The sequence below is a fragment of the Herbidospora yilanensis genome (assembly GCF_001570565.1).
GTDB lineage: Bacteria > Actinomycetota > Actinomycetes > Streptosporangiales > Streptosporangiaceae > Herbidospora > Herbidospora yilanensis.
The window spans coordinates 363,515-380,964 of sequence record NZ_BBXE01000013.1 but is presented as its reverse complement, the minus strand read 5'-3'; the positions used below and the strand labels follow the sequence as shown (position 1 = coordinate 380,964).

General features: G+C 71.2%; 15 protein-coding genes. 9 read left to right on the top strand and 6 right to left on the bottom strand.

Annotation, left to right across the window (positions count from 1 at the left end; genetic code table 11):
* The first annotated feature begins 67 nt into the window (after positions 1 to 67).
* Genes AW273_RS01820 through AW273_RS01795 form a run of 6 tightly spaced genes read left to right on the top strand, consistent with a single transcriptional unit; the run spans position 68 to position 8,214 of the window.
* Positions 68 to 757 (top strand): response regulator transcription factor, encoded by a 690-nt coding sequence (locus tag AW273_RS01820; protein WP_062344529.1) that lies wholly within the window; start codon positions 68 to 70, stop codon positions 755 to 757.
* On the top strand, positions 754 to 3,984 hold the full coding sequence (locus AW273_RS01815; RefSeq protein WP_062344528.1) for a DUF4153 domain-containing protein: 3,231 nt from the start codon (positions 754 to 756) through the stop codon (positions 3,982 to 3,984). Before AW273_RS01820 ends, AW273_RS01815 begins: the two co-directional genes overlap by 4 nt.
* A gap of 4 nt (positions 3,985 to 3,988) precedes the next feature.
* Complete coding sequence (locus AW273_RS01810; protein ID WP_062344526.1) at positions 3,989 to 5,473, top strand: N-acyl-D-amino-acid deacylase family protein; 1,485 nt, start codon at positions 3,989 to 3,991, stop codon at positions 5,471 to 5,473.
* Between the two features lie 34 nt (positions 5,474 to 5,507).
* Positions 5,508 to 6,602 carry an alanine racemase gene (locus AW273_RS01805; RefSeq protein ID WP_062344524.1) on the top strand — a complete coding sequence of 365 codons (1,095 nt, stop codon included), beginning with the start codon at positions 5,508 to 5,510 and terminating at the stop codon, positions 6,600 to 6,602.
* A gap of 8 nt (positions 6,603 to 6,610) precedes the next feature.
* Positions 6,611 to 6,991, top strand: coding sequence for a Rid family detoxifying hydrolase (locus AW273_RS01800; RefSeq protein WP_062344522.1), 381 nt, complete (start codon positions 6,611 to 6,613; stop codon positions 6,989 to 6,991).
* Positions 6,991 to 8,214, top strand: a complete 1,224-nt coding sequence (locus tag AW273_RS01795; RefSeq protein WP_062344520.1) for a hypothetical protein — start codon at positions 6,991 to 6,993, stop codon at positions 8,212 to 8,214. The genes AW273_RS01800 and AW273_RS01795 overlap by 1 nt, the downstream gene beginning before the upstream one ends.
* On the opposite strand, the gene AW273_RS01790 is transcribed toward AW273_RS01795, so the two are convergent.
* From AW273_RS01790 to AW273_RS01775, 4 genes are all read right to left on the bottom strand, one after another.
* Positions 8,206 to 9,207: a LacI family DNA-binding transcriptional regulator gene (locus AW273_RS01790; protein ID WP_062344518.1), complete on the bottom strand. Its 1,002-nt coding sequence runs from the start codon at positions 9,205 to 9,207 to the stop codon at positions 8,206 to 8,208. The genes AW273_RS01795 and AW273_RS01790 overlap by 9 nt on opposite strands.
* A gap of 52 nt (positions 9,208 to 9,259) precedes the next feature.
* Positions 9,260 to 10,213, bottom strand: coding sequence for a carbohydrate ABC transporter permease (locus AW273_RS01785; RefSeq protein WP_062344516.1), 954 nt, complete (start codon positions 10,211 to 10,213; stop codon positions 9,260 to 9,262).
* Positions 10,214 to 10,215: 2 nt separating this feature from the next.
* Positions 10,216 to 11,199: a carbohydrate ABC transporter permease gene (locus AW273_RS01780; RefSeq protein ID WP_062344514.1), complete on the bottom strand. Its 984-nt coding sequence runs from the start codon at positions 11,197 to 11,199 to the stop codon at positions 10,216 to 10,218.
* Between the two features lie 73 nt (positions 11,200 to 11,272).
* The gene (locus AW273_RS01775) at positions 11,273 to 12,580 is read right to left on the bottom strand and encodes an ABC transporter substrate-binding protein (RefSeq protein WP_369409026.1); all 1,308 of its coding nucleotides are present in this window, start codon (positions 12,578 to 12,580) and stop codon (positions 11,273 to 11,275) included.
* Positions 12,581 to 13,225: 645 nt separating this feature from the next.
* Here AW273_RS01775 and AW273_RS01770 point away from each other — a divergent pair.
* Complete coding sequence (locus AW273_RS01770) at positions 13,226 to 14,599, top strand: GH1 family beta-glucosidase (RefSeq protein ID WP_062344504.1); 1,374 nt, start codon at positions 13,226 to 13,228, stop codon at positions 14,597 to 14,599.
* Positions 14,596 to 15,579: a LacI family DNA-binding transcriptional regulator gene (locus AW273_RS01765; RefSeq protein WP_062344502.1), complete on the top strand. Its 984-nt coding sequence runs from the start codon at positions 14,596 to 14,598 to the stop codon at positions 15,577 to 15,579. The genes AW273_RS01770 and AW273_RS01765 overlap by 4 nt, the downstream gene beginning before the upstream one ends.
* Here AW273_RS01765 and AW273_RS01760 read toward each other — a convergent pair.
* Positions 15,563 to 15,970: an SRPBCC family protein gene (locus AW273_RS01760; RefSeq protein ID WP_062344500.1), complete on the bottom strand. Its 408-nt coding sequence runs from the start codon at positions 15,968 to 15,970 to the stop codon at positions 15,563 to 15,565. The two genes, AW273_RS01765 and AW273_RS01760, sit on opposite strands and share 17 nt — an antisense overlap.
* A 45-nt stretch (positions 15,971 to 16,015) precedes the next feature.
* Positions 16,016 to 16,186: an MbtH family NRPS accessory protein gene (locus tag AW273_RS35920; protein ID WP_083949432.1), complete on the bottom strand. Its 171-nt coding sequence runs from the start codon at positions 16,184 to 16,186 to the stop codon at positions 16,016 to 16,018.
* Between the two features lie 106 nt (positions 16,187 to 16,292).
* Here AW273_RS35920 and AW273_RS01755 point away from each other — a divergent pair, with 106 nt between their 5' ends.
* Complete coding sequence (locus AW273_RS01755; RefSeq protein ID WP_063909803.1) at positions 16,293 to 17,435, top strand: ROK family transcriptional regulator; 1,143 nt, start codon at positions 16,293 to 16,295, stop codon at positions 17,433 to 17,435.
* The last annotated feature ends 15 nt before the right edge of the window (positions 17,436 to 17,450 follow it).

Below are 17,450 nucleotides of genomic sequence, written 5' to 3'. Positions count from 1 at the left end.
TTAGCCTGCACGAAAGCTCCACAAAAAGCCATGAAAGCTCTGCACGTCGGGCCTCTACGCTGCCTGCATGGTTTATCCCCAGCAGCGCCGGGTGCTGGTCGTCGAGGACGACGACACCATCGCGACGGCGGTCGCGACCCGGCTGACGGCCGAAGGGTTCGACGTTCGCGTCGCCGCTGACGGTGAAGGGGCGCTGGTCGTGTACGCGCGCTTCGAGCCCGATCTGGTGGTGCTCGACCGGCTTCTTCCCGGTCTCGACGGACTGGAGGTGTGCCGCCGCATCCAGGCGGCCCGGCCGGTGCCTGTGCTCATGCTGACCGCGCTCGGCGAGGAGACCGACGTGCTGGTCGGGCTCGGGGTGGGGGCCGACGACTACATCACCAAGCCGTTCAGCATGCGGGAGCTGGTCGCGCGCATCCACGCGCTGCTGCGGCGGGTCGATCGGGCGGCGCAGCTCGCGTCGGAGGAGACGGTGCTGCGGGTCGGGGAGATCGAGATCAACCTGGCCGAGCGGCGGGTGTTCGTGCGCGGGGCCGAGGCGCAGCTCACCCGGACCGAGTTCGACCTGCTCAGGCGGCTCGCCGAGCGGCCGGGGCAGGTCTACGAGCGGGAGCGGCTGCTCGCCGACATCTGGGGGTTCTCCGAGGCGGCGGCGACCCGGACCGTGGACAGTCACGTGCGGGCGCTGCGGCGCAAGCTCGGGTCCGAGGTGGTGCGGACCGTTCACGGGGTCGGGTACGCCCTGGTGCGCCCGTGAGGCCGCTCGACTTCCTCGGCCGCATCAAGGTCAAACTCGGGATCGTCATGGTCGGGGCCGTGGTGACCGCGTTCGTGGTGAACGAGGTGGGCATCAACGGGGGTGTTCCCCGCGACTTCCGGATCGCGTTCGCGGTCTTCCTGGCGCTGCTCATGATGCAGGTGCTGGCCCGGGGGATGACCAAGCCCCTGCGGGAGATGGCCGCCGCCGCGCAGACCATCGCCAAGGGATCGTACGGCCTCCGCGTCACCGCCACCAGCCGCGACGAGGTCGGCGAGCTGGCCAGGGCCTTCAACGCGATGGCCGCCGACCTGGCCGAGGTCGACCGGCAGCGCCGGGAGCTGGTCGCCAACGTGAGCCACGAGCTGCGCACCCCGATCACGGGGGTGCAGGCCGTGCTGGAGAACGTGGTCGACGGCGTCTCCCCGCCCGAACCCGAGATCCTCGGCACCGCCCTCGCCCAGACCCAGCGCCTCGGCCGCCTCGTGGCGCAGCTCCTCGACCTGTCCCGGCTCGACTCGGGGGCCCGGCCGATCGTGGCCGAGGAGTTCGACCTGGCCGCCCTCGGCGGGCAGGCCGTCAGGGAGGCGTCGCTGGGCCGCGACGACGTGAAGGTCGTCGCCGCGATCGACCCCGGCCGTCACCTGACGACCGCCGATCCGGCGCTCCTGGCCCAGGTGCTGGCCAACCTGCTCGACAACGCCGTCCGGCACAGCCCGCCCGGCGGGACGGTCACCCTGACCTCCCGCGCCTCGGCCGACGGAACCCTTGAGATCGAGGTCGCCGACGAGGGCCCCGGCATCCCGGCCGCCGACCGCCAGCGTGTCTTCGAACGCTTCTCCCGCCTGGACGCCGCCCGCGCCGCCGATGCCGGGGGAGCGGGCCTCGGCCTGGCCATCGCCAAGGAGATCGCCGAACTCCACGGGGGGACGATCGCGGTCGCCGGCGGCATCGGCTGCCACATGGTCGTCACCCTGCCGAAGGCGGTCAAGGAGCGCACCCCTCTGGGGGCGGTCCACGGTCGCTCACGAGTCGATACGGAGGCCGGTTCCGTGCAGAACCCCGACCCGACCCGGACCGACCCGCCGGAAGCCGACGGCGCGGAGGCGCCGGTCCCGCAGGCGGCGCGCGAGCTGTCGGCGGCATCGGCTTACGAGCAGGCATCGCCGGAGACCCGAGGCGCCACGGTGTCTCCCGGGCAACTGTCGCGGCGGACTTCCCCGGTGCCCGCACCGGCCGGACGGGACGCCTCGGCCGTCGCGGCCGCCGCTCCGCGAACGACGGTTTCGGCCAGCGGCTCCGAGGCCCCGGCCGAGCCGCAGGCATCCGGTGCGGCCACGCCCGCACCGGGAACCACCGCGCCCGAAGGGACGCCGGCCGAGGCCGCCCCCGCGCGGGTCACGTCCGACGGTTCCATCCGCGCCGCCGTCACCTCGCCGCACCCCGTCGTGGCCGCTCCCGACACCAAGCCCGTGCCGCGAGGACAGGCGGTCCCGGACGGCCCCGCCGACCCGCCCGGTTCCTCCCGTCAGCGGACGCCCGACGACGAGCCGCCTCCCGGCCGGTCCATCGGCGGGGCCGTCGTCGGCGGGATCATCGGGGTGCTGGCCGGGCTGCTCGGGGGCACGGTCGCGGCCGCGTTCTTCGGCATCGGTCCGAACACCGAGGTCCAAGCCGCCGGCGCGTTCCTGCTGTTCGTCTGTGCCGGCATCGCGATCGGGGCGTCGCTGGGCGGCCGGATCGGGACGTCGCCCGGCGGGGCGGGCGGGCAGTTCGACGCGTACACGCCGCCGCCGCTCCTCCCGCGCCCGGCCCTGCCCGACACGCCCCGCTGGGTGCTCCCGGCGGCCATGGGGGCCGGGCTCGTCGCGGCCGTCTGCTTCCCCTACGCGCCGACCGGCCTCGGGGTGGTGCTGACCGCGGTCGCGCTCACGCTCGCGGTGGCGCCGGCCGTCCGGCACCGGGTCAACGCATGGAGCGTCGCCTACGCCGTGGCCGCCTACGGGCTGGTGTCGGTGGCGCTGTTCCGGGACGCCGACTGGCTGGTCGGGCTGACGCTGCTGGCCGCGTTCGCGGTCGCCTCGCTGGCGGTGTCGGGCGGCCGGGGCTGGGCGGGGGTGACGAGGGGGCTGCTGTCGGTCGGGCTGGCGGTGTTCCCGGTGCCGTGGTTCCTGGGCGGGCCGCTGCGCCGGGTCCTCAAGCGGCGCAGCCTGCTGCCCGTTCTGGTCTCGCTGGGGATCACCGCGGTCCTGCTCGCCGTCTTCGGGGTGCTGTTCGTCTCGGCCGACGCGGTGTTCTCCTCGTTCGCCCGCGAGTTGCTCTCGGCGCCCGCGTGGGCCGAGACGCTGCCGGTCAGGATCTTCCTGTTCGTCGTCTTCGGGGTGCTCGCCGCCGCCGCGATCCTGGTGGCGCTGCGGCCGGTGGCCGAACCCCGCGTCGACCACGCCCCGCTCGACCTGGCCCGGACCCTCTGGGTCATCCCGCTGGTCGGCGTGAACCTGCTGTTCGCCGCCTTCGTCGGGGTGCAGATCTCGGTGTTGTTCGGCGGCAGCCGGAGGGTGCTGGAGACGGCCGGGCTGACGTTCGCCGAATACGCCCGGTCGGGCTTCTTCGAGCTGATCACCGTCAGTGTGTTCGTGTTGTTCATCGTGGCCTTCTGCGGCTTGATGATCAAGGGCGACCGGTGGATCATGGCGACCCTGCTGGGGCTGCTGTGCGCGCTGACCCTCGTCATCCTGGCCTCGGCGCTGCACCGCCTCGGCCTCTACACGGCCGCCTACGGCTTCACCCGGCTGCGCGCCTCGGTGGGTGCGACGATCTGGTGGATCGCGGCGGTGTTCGTCCTGGTGCTGGTCGGCGGGCTGGTCAGGAGGCGGGCGTGGTTGCCGAGGGCGCTGGTGCTGCTCACCGCCGTGTCGCTGATGGTCTTCGCGGTCTGGAACCCGGACGCGCAGGTGGCCGAGACCCAGGTGTCGGTACGGGGCGTCGACCGCCTCGACGCCCACTATCTGGGGCGGCTGAGCGCGGACGCCGTACCGGGACTCGACCGGCTGCCCGAGCCGATCAGGAGTTGTGTGCTGCGAGAGGTGATCGAGGTCCAGGACCTGCGCTTCCCCGACCCGTGGAACGGCTGGAACCTGTCCCGCCGCCAGGCGGCGGAGATCCTCGCGGCGCACCCGGTCGACACGTCGGTGACGTGCGAGGAGAAGTACCGGTCCGCATACTGATCACGTGACCTTCGACGTGGTGATCGCGAACGGCTGGGTCGTCGACGGAACCGGCGCCCCGCCGTTCCGCGCCGACGTCGGGATCTCGGCCGGGAAGGTCGCGGCGGTCGGGCGGCTGCCGCACCACGACGCCGTCGACGCCACCGGCCGCCTCGTCCTCCCGGGGATGATCGACTGCCACTCCCACGGCGACGCGCTGGTCCACGACCCCGGCTTCCAGCTCGCCAACCTGCGCCAGGGCGTCACCACGGTCGTGCTCGGCCAAGACGGGCTCTCGTTCGCCCCGACCACCACCAGGGCCGCCTTCGACTACGCCAGCCGCTACTTCGCCGCGATCAACGGCGGCTTCCCCGGCGACGGCCCGCTGTCGGTGGCCGAGATCAGGGCGAGCCATGACAGAGCCGCCCTTAACAGCGTCTTCCTGCTCCCACACGGAACGATCCGCTACGACGTGCTCGGGCCCGCTCAGACCACCGCATCCGCGGACGAACTCCACACGATGCGCTCGATCGTGGAGAAAGGGCTCGAAGAGGGCGCGGCGGGCCTGTCCACCGGCCTCGAATACGTGCCCGGCCGCTACGCCGACGCCACCGAGCTCGCCGCCCTGTGCGCGCCGCTCCAGGGTCTCCCGTACGTCACCCACATGCGCGGCTACGGCCAGTCGGCGCCGGTCGGGATGAAGGAGGCGCTGGACGTGACCCGGAAGGCCGGCGTCCCGCTGCACGTCTCCCACTTCCACGGCCCGGCCGACGTGCTGCTGCCGCTGCTGGAGGGCGACACGACCTTCGACACCTATCCCTACCTGCGGGGCAGCACGATCCTGGCGATGATCGTGTTGCCGCAGTCCGTGCCGGCGGCCGATCCGGCGACCGCCCTGCCGATGATCGAGCGCCTCGACCTCAACCACGCCTGGGAGCGCCTCACCATCGCGCACGCCCCGGGCCTCGAATGGTCCGAGGGCCTCACCATCCCCGAGGCCGCCGCGCGGCGGGACGAGAGCCCGGCGTCGTTCGCCCGCCGGCTGCTCATCGAGACCGACCTCGAAGCCGGCTGCGTCAGCGCCCGCCCCGACGAGGGCCCCGAGGGCGAGGAGTCGGTGCGCCGCGTCCTGCGCCACCCGGCCCACACCGGCGGCTCCGACGGCCTGCACGTCGGCGGCCATCCGCACCCCCGCGCCTACGGCGCGTTCGCCCGCTTCCTCGGCCACCACGTGCGGGAGAAGGCCGATCTGACCTGGGCGGAGGCCGCGTCGCACCTGGCCGCCCACCCGGCCCGCCGGTTCCGGCTGTTCGACCGGGGGCTGGTGCGCCCCGGCCACGCCGCCGACCTCATCCTCGTCGACCCGGCGAAGGTCGCCGACCGGGCCACCTACGCCGACCCCCGCGAACTCGCCCAGGGCGTCGACGACGTGTGGATCAACGGGGAGCGGGTTCTCGAAGGCGGACGAATGACCACAACACGCCCCGGCCGGGCCCTGCGACCCGCGTAGTCTCCTATACGATCCACGAGTGCTCATTTCCGGCATGACCATCGACTGGCGCACACGGGGATTCGTGCAGCCGGAGCCGGTCACGGCGGAGGAGTTCCTGGCGGCACGCCACCACCTGTTCGACGGCCCGTTCACGTGGCCGCTCATGGTCGCCCGGGAGAGCGCCCTCGACCACAACGTGCGGGTGCTGGCGGAACACGTACACGACCACGGCCTTTTCCACGCCCCCCACGGCAAGACGACCATGTCGCCGCAACTCTTCGCCAAGCAGCTCGCGGCGGGCGCGTGGGGGCTGACGGCCGCGACCGCGAGCCAGGTCATGGTCTACCGGCACCTCGGGGTCGAGCGGGTCCTGCTGGCCAACGAGATCTACGACGAGAGGGCCGTCGACTGGCTGGCCCGGCAGGACATGGAGCTCCTCGTCTACGCCGACTCGCCCCGGGGCGTCGAACTGCTGGCCGGGAAGGGCTTCCGGATCCTGGTCGAACTGGGGCATCCCGGCGGCCGGACCGGCTGCCGCACCCCGGACGAGGCGAAGGCGCTCAAGGCCCTCGTCGACGCGACCGACGGCGTCGAGTTCGCCGGGGTGTCCGGCTACGAGGGCACCCAGCCCGACCGGGCCGGCGTCACCGCCTACCTGAAGGACCTGCGCCGGCTCGCCGAAGACCTGGCCGCCCCGATCGTCTCCGCCGGCGGCAGTTCCCACTTCGACCTGGTCACCGGGGAACTGGCGGGCATGGACGCCCAGGTCATCGTGCGTCCCGGCGCCTACATCGGCCACGACGAGGGCTTCTACGCCCGGATGAGCCCCTTCGCCGACCGGCTGAGACCCGCGCTGGAGGTGTACGCCCAGGTCCTGTCCACCCCCGAACCCGGCCTGGCGATCGTCGGGCTCGGCAAGCGTGACATCCCCTACGACCTGGATCTCCCGTCGGCGCCCGACGGGCTCACGGTGACGGGGCTCCAGGACCAGCACACCTACCTCAGCGACCCCGGCGGCCTGGTCAGGCCGGGCGACGTGCTGAGGTTCGGCATCTCCCACCCGTGCACCGCCTTCGACAAGTGGCGGGTCATCCCCGTCGTCGACGACGACTACATCGTGGTCGACCTGCTCACCACGTACTTCTAGGAGCGACATTGAAGGAAGAGATCCGCACCGCCGACGGCGCCGCCCCGGTCGGCGCCTACTCGCAGGGGCTCGTGGTCGGCGACTTCGTCTACACCTCCGGCATGGGCCCGCTCGACCCGGAGACCGGCGAGATCGTCGGCGCGGACGTGGCCGAGCAGACCCACCAGACGATGCGGAACCTGGGCGCGGTGCTGGCCGTCCACGGCCTGACCTTCGACGACGTGATCAAGTCGACGGTGCACCTGCAGAACCTGAAGGAGGACTTCGCCGCCTACAACGAGGTGTACAAGTCCTACTTCACCCAGCCCTATCCGGTCAGGACCACCGTAGGATCGCAGCTCATGAACATCCTGGTGGAAATCGACTTCGTGGCCTACAAGGGGCGTTAGTGGATTCTTCGGTGTACGTCTTCGTCGAGGACCTGCGCGACGAGGGCGTCGACGCGGTGCTCGACCGGATAACGGACCTCGGCGTGGCCGGGGTGACCGTGGCCGCCGCCGTCCACCAGATCACGGACGTCACCCCCCACGGCACCAGCCGGATCACCCTCCGGCACGACGGGGTGCACTTCCCGCCGCCGCCCGACCTGTTCGGGCGGCTCTGGCCGCCTCTCCAGCCCGGCGCGGACGACAAGATCCTCGACGACCTGCGGGCCGCCTGCCGGTCGCGGGGCCTGGCCTTCCACGGGTGGGCGGTCTTCCTGCGCAACCCGACCCTCGGGGCGGGCCACCCCGAGGTGACGGTCCGCAACTGCTTCGGCGACCGCGGCGCCCCCGCCGACCTGTGCCCGGCCAACCCCGACGTGCGCGCCTACGCCGTCGGGCTGGCCCGCGCGGTGGCCCGCCAGGGCGTCGACAGCGTCGTGGCCGACTCCCTCCACTTCGCCGCGTTCGAGGCGGGCCGCTCCTACATCCCCCTCGGCCCCATGGACGCCTTCCTCCTGGGCCTGTGCTTCTGCCACCACTGCCTGCTGCGGGCGACCCAGCTCGGGGTGAACGCCGAGGTGGCCCGCGAGGAGTGCGCCCGGATCGTCGGCGGCGTCCTCGACGGCGACCCGCCCGCCCAGGGCCAGGTCACCCGGGCGGCGCTGACCGCCTACGCCGGCCCCGAGGTGGTCGCCTACGCGCGGGCCCGCTCCGAGACGGTGACCTCCCTGGTCGCGGAGGTCTCGGCGGCGGTCACCGAAGAGGGCTCGCAGCTCACCTTCATGGACGCCACCGGCGCGCTGAAGGGAGCCGCCGACGGCCTGCCCACGGCGGGCCTGGCCGCCCACGACGCCTGGCAGATCGGCGTCGACCTGGTGGCGCTCGGCGACCTGGTCCCGTCGTTCGCCGTGCTCGCCTACGCCCGCGACGCGACCCGGATCGCCGACGACCTGGCCGCCTATTCGCGCTCGGTCGGCAAGGACCGCGAACTGCGCGCGGTCCTGCGGCCGGGCATGCCCGACATCGAAGGGTGGGGCGAACGCCGCCGCGACGTCGACTCGACCGAACGCCTGGCCGCCAAGGTCAGGGCGGCGAAGGCGGCCGGGGCCGCCGGGGTCGACTTCTTCGCCTACGGGCTGGTCAGCCGGAAGGTCCTCAGCCGGATCGACGGAGCCCTCTCAGGCTGACTCGCGGACCACCAGTTCCGTTTCGAGGATCACCGGGTCGGCCGCCGTCTCGCCGCGCTCCAGCAGGCTGAGCAGCAGCTTCACCATCGCCGCGGCCTGTTCGATGATCGGGTGGCGGACGGTCGTCAGCGGCGGATCGGTGTAGCGGGCCGCCTCGATGTCGTCGAACCCCACGATCGCCACGTCGTCGGGCACGCTGCGGCCCGCTTGGCGCAGGGCCTGCATCGCGCCGATGGCCATCAGGTCGTTGGCGATGAAGACGGCGTCGAGCTGGGGGTCGTCTTCGAGGAGCTGGCGCATCGCGATCGCGCCCGACTCGCGGGTGAAGTCGCCGACCGCGACGATCGAGCGGCGGTCGCTGTCGCGCAGCGCGGTGCGGTAGCCGGTCAGCCGGTCCTGCCCGCCGATCATGTCCTGCGGGCCGGCGATCGTGGCGATCCGGCGGCGGCCGCGTTCGAGCAGGTGCTTGACGGCCTTCTCGGCGCCGCCGACGTTGTCGTTGTCGACGTAGGGCAGCGCCACCGGCACGGCCGGGCGGCCGTAGGAGACCGCCGGGACGCCCATGCGGGTGATCGCGGCGGGCAGCGGGTCGGCGCCGTGCATCGAGATCAGCATGACGCCGTCGACGTGGCCGCTGGCGATGTATCGCTCCACACGGGCGTGGGACTGGGCCGAGCCGCTCAGCATCAGCACGACCTGCTTGTCGGCCGCCTCCAGCTCGACACTGGCCGAGCGGATGACGGTGGAGAACATGGGGTCGTCGGAGAAGACCCGCGTCGTCGGCTCCGACACCACCAGGGCGATCGAGTCGGTCCGCTGCGTGACGAGGCTGCGCGCCGCCGAGTTGGGCACGTAGCCCAGCTCACGGACGGCGCGCAGCACCACGTCGCGGATCTCGGGACCGACGGTGGACTGGCCGTTGACGACCCTGGAGACGGTCGCCCGGGAAACCCCGGCACGAGCGGCGACGGCCTCCAAGGTGGGGCGCTTCATCGACGGTTTCCTCCCACGGGGCTCGGGTTGCGGACGATAACGATATCGGCCCCTAGCCCTTCACACTTCCGGCCAGCAGGCCGCGCACGAAGTAACGCTGCATGGACAGGAACACGATCAACGGGATGATCATGGAGACGAACGCGCCCGAGGTGAGGCGCTGCCACTCGTTTCCTCTGGTCCCCGCCATCTGCGCCAGCCGTACCGTCATCGGGGCGGTCTCCGCGGTGCCGCCCGAGAAGATCAGCGCGACCAGCAGGTCGTTCCACACCCACAGGAACTGGAAGATGCCGAACGCCGCCAGCGCCGGAGCCACCAGCGGCAGCACGACCTTGCGCAGGATCGTGCCGTGGGTGGCGCCGTCGACGCGGGCCGCCTCCATCAGTTCGCCGGGCAGTTCCGACATGAAGTTGTGGATCAGGAAGACGCCCAGCGGCAGCGCGAAACAGGTGTGGGCGAACCAGACCTGGACGAACTGGGCCGAGCCTTCGAGGTTCCACGCCGGCATCAGGGTGACGCCGAAGACCTCCACACCCTGCGAGAAGAACGACAACAGCGGCACCAGGGCCATCTGGAGCGGCACGACCTGGAGGGCGAAGATCCCGATGTAGACCCAGTCGCGGCCGCGGAACCGCGTCCACGACAGCGCGTAGGCCGCGAAGGTGGCCAGCGCCAGCGGGAACAGCACCGACGGGATCGTGATCACGACCGAGTTGATCAGGAACGACGCCAGCCGGCCCGACGACGACGAGCTGCCGAACAGCACCTCCCGGTAGTTCTCCAGGGTGAGCTGCGGGTTGGCGAAGAACGTCCACCAGCCGGTCTGCTTGATGTCGTCCTCGGGACGGAACGACGAGAGGAACAGGCCGAACGTGGGGGTCGTCCAGAGCAGGGCGATGACGACCGCGATCAGGCTCGCGACGCGGCCGGAGAGCCGCTTGCGGACCCGGCCGGCGGCCGTCTTCGGCTGGGCCGTCTTGACGACGCCGGGGGCGATGGTGGTCATGCTCATGCCTCCCGGCGCTGCCGCAGCGAGCGGATCTGGTAGACGACGATGGGCGTGACGAGCACGAAGAGGAACACGGCCAGCGCCGCGCCCTTGCCCGCCTCGCCGTAGCGGAACGCCTGGTTGTACATCTCGTTGGCGATGACGCTGGTGTCGAACTGGCCGCCCGTCATCGTGCGGACGATGTCGAACAGCTTCAGCGTGCCGATCGACTGGGTCACCAGCACCACCACGAGGGCGGGGCGGATCGAGGGCAGCGTGACCCGGAAGAACATCTGGATCGGGGTCGCGCCGTCGAGCCGGGCGGCCTCGACGATCTCGGCCGGGATGCCCTTGATCGCGGCCGACAGGACCACGGTGGCGAAACCGGCCTGGATCCAGACCATGACGACGATCAGGAACAGGGTGTTGGTCGGGGCGCTCTGCAACCACTGCTGCGGTTCGCCGCCGAGCCAGACCACGAACTGGTTGAGCAGGCCGATCTGGTCGGCCTCCTCGGGACGGTAGGCGTAGACGAACCGCCAGATGATGCCCGCGCCGACGAACGAGATCGCCATCGGCAGGAACACCAGCGACTTGGCGACCGACTCGAAGCGGGACTTGTCCACCACGACCGCGTACACCAGACCGATGGCGGTCACCAGAGACGGCACCAGCAGCACCCAGATCAGGGTGTTGCGCAGGACCGTGATCGCCTCCGGCTGGGTGAACATCCAGACGTAGTTGTCCAGGCCGACGAACTGGCTGCTGTCGCCGCTCATGAACGACAACAGGGTGGTCCGGATGCCCGGCACCACCAGGCCGATCGCGAGCAGCACCAGCGCGGGGCCGAGGAGCAGCAGCGAGTGCCCCCACGACCGTTCCTTCATGGGGGCGCGGTCGAGCAGCAGGAGCATGAGGCCGACGAAGGCCAGGAACGCGACGACGCCGATCAGAAGCTGGACGAGTTTCGGCGCCTCGGCGGCGAAATCGAAGAAGAAGTCCATGGGGAAGGCTCCCGGGTGCGGATGTGCCCGGCCCCGGAGCTCGTGGCTCCGGGGCCGGGCAGCGGTCCCTAGATCAGTTCTTCGGCCAGGAGGCCTCGATGAAGTCGAGGGTCGACTTCGTGTCCTTGCCGTTGATCCAGTCGGTCATGCCCTTCCAGAAGGTGCCCGCGCCCACGGCGGCCGGCATCAGGTCGGAACCGTCGAAGCGGAAGACCGTGCTCGGGTCCTGCAGCATCTCCATGGAGAGCTTGTCGATCGGGTTCTGGGCCTTGCTGACGTCGACCTTCTTGTTGGCCGAGACGTAGGTGCCGAGCGCCATGCGGCGGTTCGGGAAGTCGCCGCCGGCGAGGTAGGCCTGCACGGCCTGGACCTCGGGACGGTCGGCGAAGGCGGCCACGAACTCACCGGCGCCGAGCACCGGCTTGCTGGAGGCGTCGTTGCCGGGCAGGTAGAAGGCGAAGACGTCGCCGTCCTCGGCCACCTTGGTGCCCTCGGGCCAGAAGTTGGCGTAGAAGGAGGCCTGCCGGTGCAGGGCGCACTTGCCCTCCGTGATCGGCACGCCGCCCTCCTGGAAGGCGGTCGAGGCGATCGACTTCACGGGGCCGTAGCCGCCGTTGACGTACTTGTCGTTCTTCAGGATCGCGCCGACCTTGTCGACGGCGGCGACCATCTTGGGGTCGTTGAAGGGCAGGTCGTGGGCGACCCACTGGTCGTAGCCGTCGGGGCCGAGGTCGCGGAGGACGACGTCCTCGATCCAGTCGGTGGCGGGCCAGCCGGTGGCGTCGCCCGACTCGATGCCGGCGCACCACGGCTTGATGCCGGAGGCGGCGATGGTCTCGGTCAGGGTCATCAGGTCGGCCCACGTGGTGGGGACGGTCCAGCCCTTCTCGGCGAACATCGAGGGGGAGTACCACACGAACGACTTCACGCTGGCGCCCAGCGGCGCGCCGTAGAAGGTGTTGTCGACGGTGCCGTACTTGACCCAGTCGGGCGACCAGTTCTCGCCGGCGAGGGTCTTGACCTTGTCGGACGCGGGCTTCAGCTTGCCGGCCTTGGCGAAGCGCTCAAGGAGGCCGGGCTGCGGGAAGAACGCGATGTCCGGCGGGTTGCCGGCGTCGGCGCGCACCTGGATCTGGGCCTCGAACTCGCCGGTGCCCTCATAGGTGATCTTGATGCCGGTGCAGTCGGCGAAGGGCTTCCAGGCCTGCTCGAACAGGTCGGCCTCCGCGTCGCGGATCGGGGAGTAGATGCTCACCGTCGTGCCGTCGAACTTGCCGTACTCCGTGAACGGCGCACATTCGGCGGACGCCGCGTCGCCGCCGCCGGCGCTGGCCGCCGGTGCCGCGGAGTCGCCGCCGGAATTGCCGCAGCCGGTGGCCACGAGTGCCAAGCCCAAACTTGCCGCGATGGCGGACAAACGGGCGGGTCGTGAGAGGAGCGACATGGACCCTTCCTCCAAAGTTCTTCCATGAACTCTCATCAGAGAGCGGTTCCGGAAGCTTCACCCCGGTTACGACGGCATGTCAATCCATGTGAGATTACGGTTACCGCATTGTGAATTGGACAGTTCCGTAATGATGGAGAGCGCTCTCTGGCAACGTCGCGGCCGATCGCGGGAGAGGGCCGACCGTCACATTCCCGGCATTGAGCGCTTCAAGCGCTAACTCAGGACACGTTATGAGGACGGCGGTGGGAGCGCGACCACGGTTGTGTTCCGATTCGGTCACCGCCGCCCTGTAAGGGTTTTTCCGCATGTATCAACAAATAGGGATTGCAGTCGTGCCGCCCTCCCCGCGAGCGGCCGGGTTTCGCTGGCGGCCGACTCGCGGGCCTCGTCACGGAAGCCGCGATAGAGAGCGCTCTCAGATGCGGAACGCTGACGGAGAGTGAAGCGTTTGTCAACAGGGCCTCACCCGTCACCGGAAAACCCGGTGATCGACGCCCCGCGTTGACATGGGGGCCGACTTGCCGGGATGCTGGCTGAGAGCGCTCTCACAAGGGGGGCCGGTTGGGTGGGGGCAGCAGCATGACCGTGTCGGCGGATCTGGCCAGGGGGGCGGAGGTCCTGCAATTCCCGCAGGGGTTCGTGTGGGGCACCGCGACCGCCGCCTACCAGATCGAGGGGGCCACCCGTGAGGGGGGACGCGGCCCGAGCATCTGGGACACGTTCAGCGCCACCCCGGGCAAGGTCTTCCAGGGGCACACCGGCGAGGTCGCGTGCGACCACTACCACCGCCACCGCGACGACGTGGCGCTGATGGCCTCGCTCGGCATGTCGGCCTACCGCTTCTCGGTCGCCTGGCCGCGTGTCCAGCCCAGCGGCAGCGGCCCGGCCAACCCCCACGGCCTCGACTTCTACGACCGCCTCGTCGACGACCTCCGCGAGGCGGGCATCACCCCGATCGTCACCCTCTACCACTGGGACCTGCCGCAGGCCCTCGAAGACCGGGGAGGCTGGACCGACCGCGACACCGCCGAGCGGTTCGCCGAATACTCCGCCGCCGTCTTCCGCCGCCTCGGCGACCGCGTCGAGACCTGGACGACCCTGAACGAGCCGTGGTGCTCGGCCTTCCTCGGCTACGCGGCCGGCGTCCACGCCCCCGGCCGCACCGACATCGGCGCCTCCTTCGCGGCCGCCCACCACCTGCTGCTCGGGCACGGGCTCGCGACGGGGGAGCTGCGTGCCCTCGGCGCGAAGCAGATCAGCATCACCCACGCGCTCTCGCCGGTCCGGGGCAGCGACCCCGACGCCGCGGCGGTGCCCGACGGCATCATGAACCGGATCTTCCTCGACCCGGTCCTGCGCGGCGTCTACCCGGCCGACGTGGTGGCCCGCGCCTCCCGGTTCACCGACTGGTCGTTCGTGCGCGACGGCGACCTCGAAGTGATCAGCCGGCCGATCGACCTGCTCGGGGTCAACTACTACAACCCGACCTTCACGGAGCCCCGCCCCGGCGAGCCCGCCAATCCGGTCTTCCCGGGCAGCGAGGGCATCGGCTTCCCCGTCCCCGACGGTCCGAAGACCGCCATGGGCTGGCCCATCGAGGCCGCGGGCCTCACCGAACTGCTGGTGAGCCTGTCCCGCGACTACCCCGACGTGCCGCTCATGATCACCGAGAACGGCGCCGCCTTCGACGACACGCTCATCGGGGGCCGAGTCGACGACAGGCGGCGCGTCGAATTCCTCGACGCCCACTTCCGCGCCGCCCACGCGGCCATCGAGGCGGGCGTCGACCTGCGCGGCTATCTGGTCTGGTCGTTCCTCGACAACTTCGAGTGGGCCTACGGATACGACAAGCGCTTCGGCCTGGTCTACGTCGACTACGCCACCCAGGAGCGGGTCCCGAAGGACAGCGCCAAGTGGTACGCCGAGGTGATCCGCCGGAACGGCCTGGCGTGAGCAGACCCACCCTGGAGAAGGTCGCCGCCCGTGCCGGTGTGTCGCGGGCGACGGTCTCCCGCGTCGTCAACGGCTCGACGACGGTGGCCGAGCACATCCGCGTGGCCGTGCAGCGGGCCGTCGAGGAGCTCGGCTACGTCCCCAACCAGGCGGCCCGGTCGCTGGTGACGCAGCGGGCCGACTCGATCGCGCTCGTCTTCTCCGAGCCGCCGGTGCGCGTCTTCTCCGACGACCCGACCTTCGCCGGGATCATCCGCGGCGTCTCGGCGGAGGCCGACGCGGCCGACAAGCAGGTCGTGCTGATGCTCGCCGGATCCTCGCGCGGCCACGAGCGGGTCGAGCGCTACACGACGTCGGGCCACGTCGACGGGGTGATCGTCGCCTCGATGCACGGCGCCGACCCGCTGCCCGCCGCACTGGCCCGCCGGGGCATCCCGGTGGTGTGCAGCGGGCGGCCCCTGACGGGGTCCTCTCTCCCGTACGTCGACATCGACAACGTCGGCGGCGCGGAGTCGGCGGTGCGGCACCTGCTGGAGTCGGGCCGCCGCCGGATCGCCACCATCGCCGGGCCGCCCGACATGGTCGCCGGGATCGACCGCCTGACCGGTTACCGGAACGCGCTGCGCGACTCCGGCCGGCGCTCGATCATCGCGATCGGCGACTTCACCCGCGACAGCGGCTTCGAGGGCATGACCCAGCTCCTCGAAGACGATCCGGGCCTGGACGCGGTGTTCGCGGCCTCCGACATGATGGCGCTCGGCGCGCTCCAGGCGTTGCGGAAGGCGGGCCGCCGGGTGCCCGGCGACGTGGCCGTGATCGGCTACGACGACGTGCCGGCCGCGCCCTACGCCGACCCGCCCCTGACGACCGTCCGGCAGCCGACGACGCGGATGGGACGCGAGCTCGCCCGGCTGCTGCTGAACCCGGGGGAGCCGTCGGTGATCCTGCCGACCGAACTGGTGGTCAGGGAGTCGGCCTAGCCGCCTCCTCGATCGCGGCCGCCATCTCGGCCAGGCCGCGTTCCATCCGGATGCGGACCTCCCCGGCGGCGGTGTCGGGCAGGAAGTCGGCCGTCCAGACCAGGGTGCCGTCGGGGTTCACCTCGAACGAGGCGTGGTGGTGCTCCAGGGGCGGGCGGGCGCCCGCGACGACCGCGTAGGCGAAGCGGCGGGCCTCGTCGTCGACGGCCACGATCAGCTCCTCGACCACGTTGCCGTCGGGGAAGGTCAGGAAGCGGCGGCCGTTGTCGATTCTCGTGCCGACGACCCGGCCGGGCAGCAGGCGCTCGTGGACGGCGCCGACGTCACGGATGACGTCCCAGACGTGATCGGGCGAAGCGGAGATCGGGAGCTCGACTCGGACGGAGGCCACCGCCGGACCCTACCGTGTTCTTCACGGCAGATTCCCGGCGCGAGCTCAGACGATCTTGCCGTCGACGCCCCAGAGCGCGGCCACCCGGTCGAGGTGTTCCTGGAACACGCCGTCGACACCGGTCACGACCCATCCGTCAGGGGGTTCGCGATCGGCGGGGCAGAGGGAGTAGTTCCCCTCTCCATCCATGATGACCTTGAACGTGCGGGGGGCCATATCTGCCCCTTTCAACCGACTGAGAGCGCTCTCTGTTCAGAGAACACCCGTTCCGGTAGAACGTCAAGAGGTGTACGTTCAATCCCTGAACAAGGGAGATCGTTCGATGGCCAACTCCTTGACGGCTCTGCGGGAGACCAACCGCCGCCTGATCACGGAAACGGTGCGTAAGTCCGGCGCCCTCACCCAGGCACAACTCGCCCGCCAGACGGGCCTGTCCCCGGCGACCGTCTCGACCATCGTCAGGGAGCTGCGCGACGCCGGGCTGGTGGAGATCTCCCAGGCCGGCGGGCGTCGCCACCTCATCTCCCCGGCCCGGGAGACCGGGCTCGTGGTCGGCGTCGACTTCGGCCACTCCCACCTGCGGGTGGCGCTGGCCGAGCGGTCCCACCGCGTGCTGGCCGAGGAGGCGATCCCCTTCGACGTGGGGGCCAGGGCGCCCGAGGGGTTGTCGGCGGCCGAACGCCTGATCGTCGGGCTGCTGGGGCGGGCGGGCGTGAGCCGTGCCGAGATCAAGGCCGTCGGGCTCGGTTTACCCGGCCCGATCGACCCGCAGACGGGGATCATGGGGTCGAGCACCATACTGCCGGGCTGGGCCGGCGTCGATCCGGCCGCCGAGCTGACACGACGGCTCGGCGTTCCCGTCGTGGTCGACAACGACGCCAACCTCGGGGCCCTGGCCGAGGCCACGTGGGGGGCGGCCAAGGGGCGGCGCGAGGTGGCGTACATGAAGATCGGCACGGGGGTCGGGGCGAGCATCCTGATCAACGGGCTGCTCTACCGGGGCGCGACCGGGACGGCCGGGGAGCTCGGCCACATCACCATCGACGAGAACGGCCGTCTGTGCCGGTGCGGCAACCGCGGCTGCCTGGAGACGCTGGCCGGCGGCCAGCAGCTCATCGACCTGGTCCGGCCCACCCACGGGCAGGTCACGGTGTCGCGGCTGGTCGAGCTGGCGCACGGCGGCGACATCGGCTGCCGCCGCGTGATCGCCGACGCGGGGCGGCATCTGGGGATCGCGGTGGCGAGCCTGTGCAACATCCTCAACCCGGGCCTGGTGGTGATCGGCGGGGCGCTGGCCGAGGCCGGTCCACTGCTGATCGAGCCGATCATGACCGTGGTCGGCCGCCTGGCCATCCCGAGCGCGGCGCGCGCGGTCAGCGTGGTGAAGGGTGAACTGGGAGAGCGCGCGGGAGTACTCGGAGCACTCGCGCGTGTTCAGAGTCCGAACGTGGAGAGCGCTCTCTAGAATCTTCACCTTGGG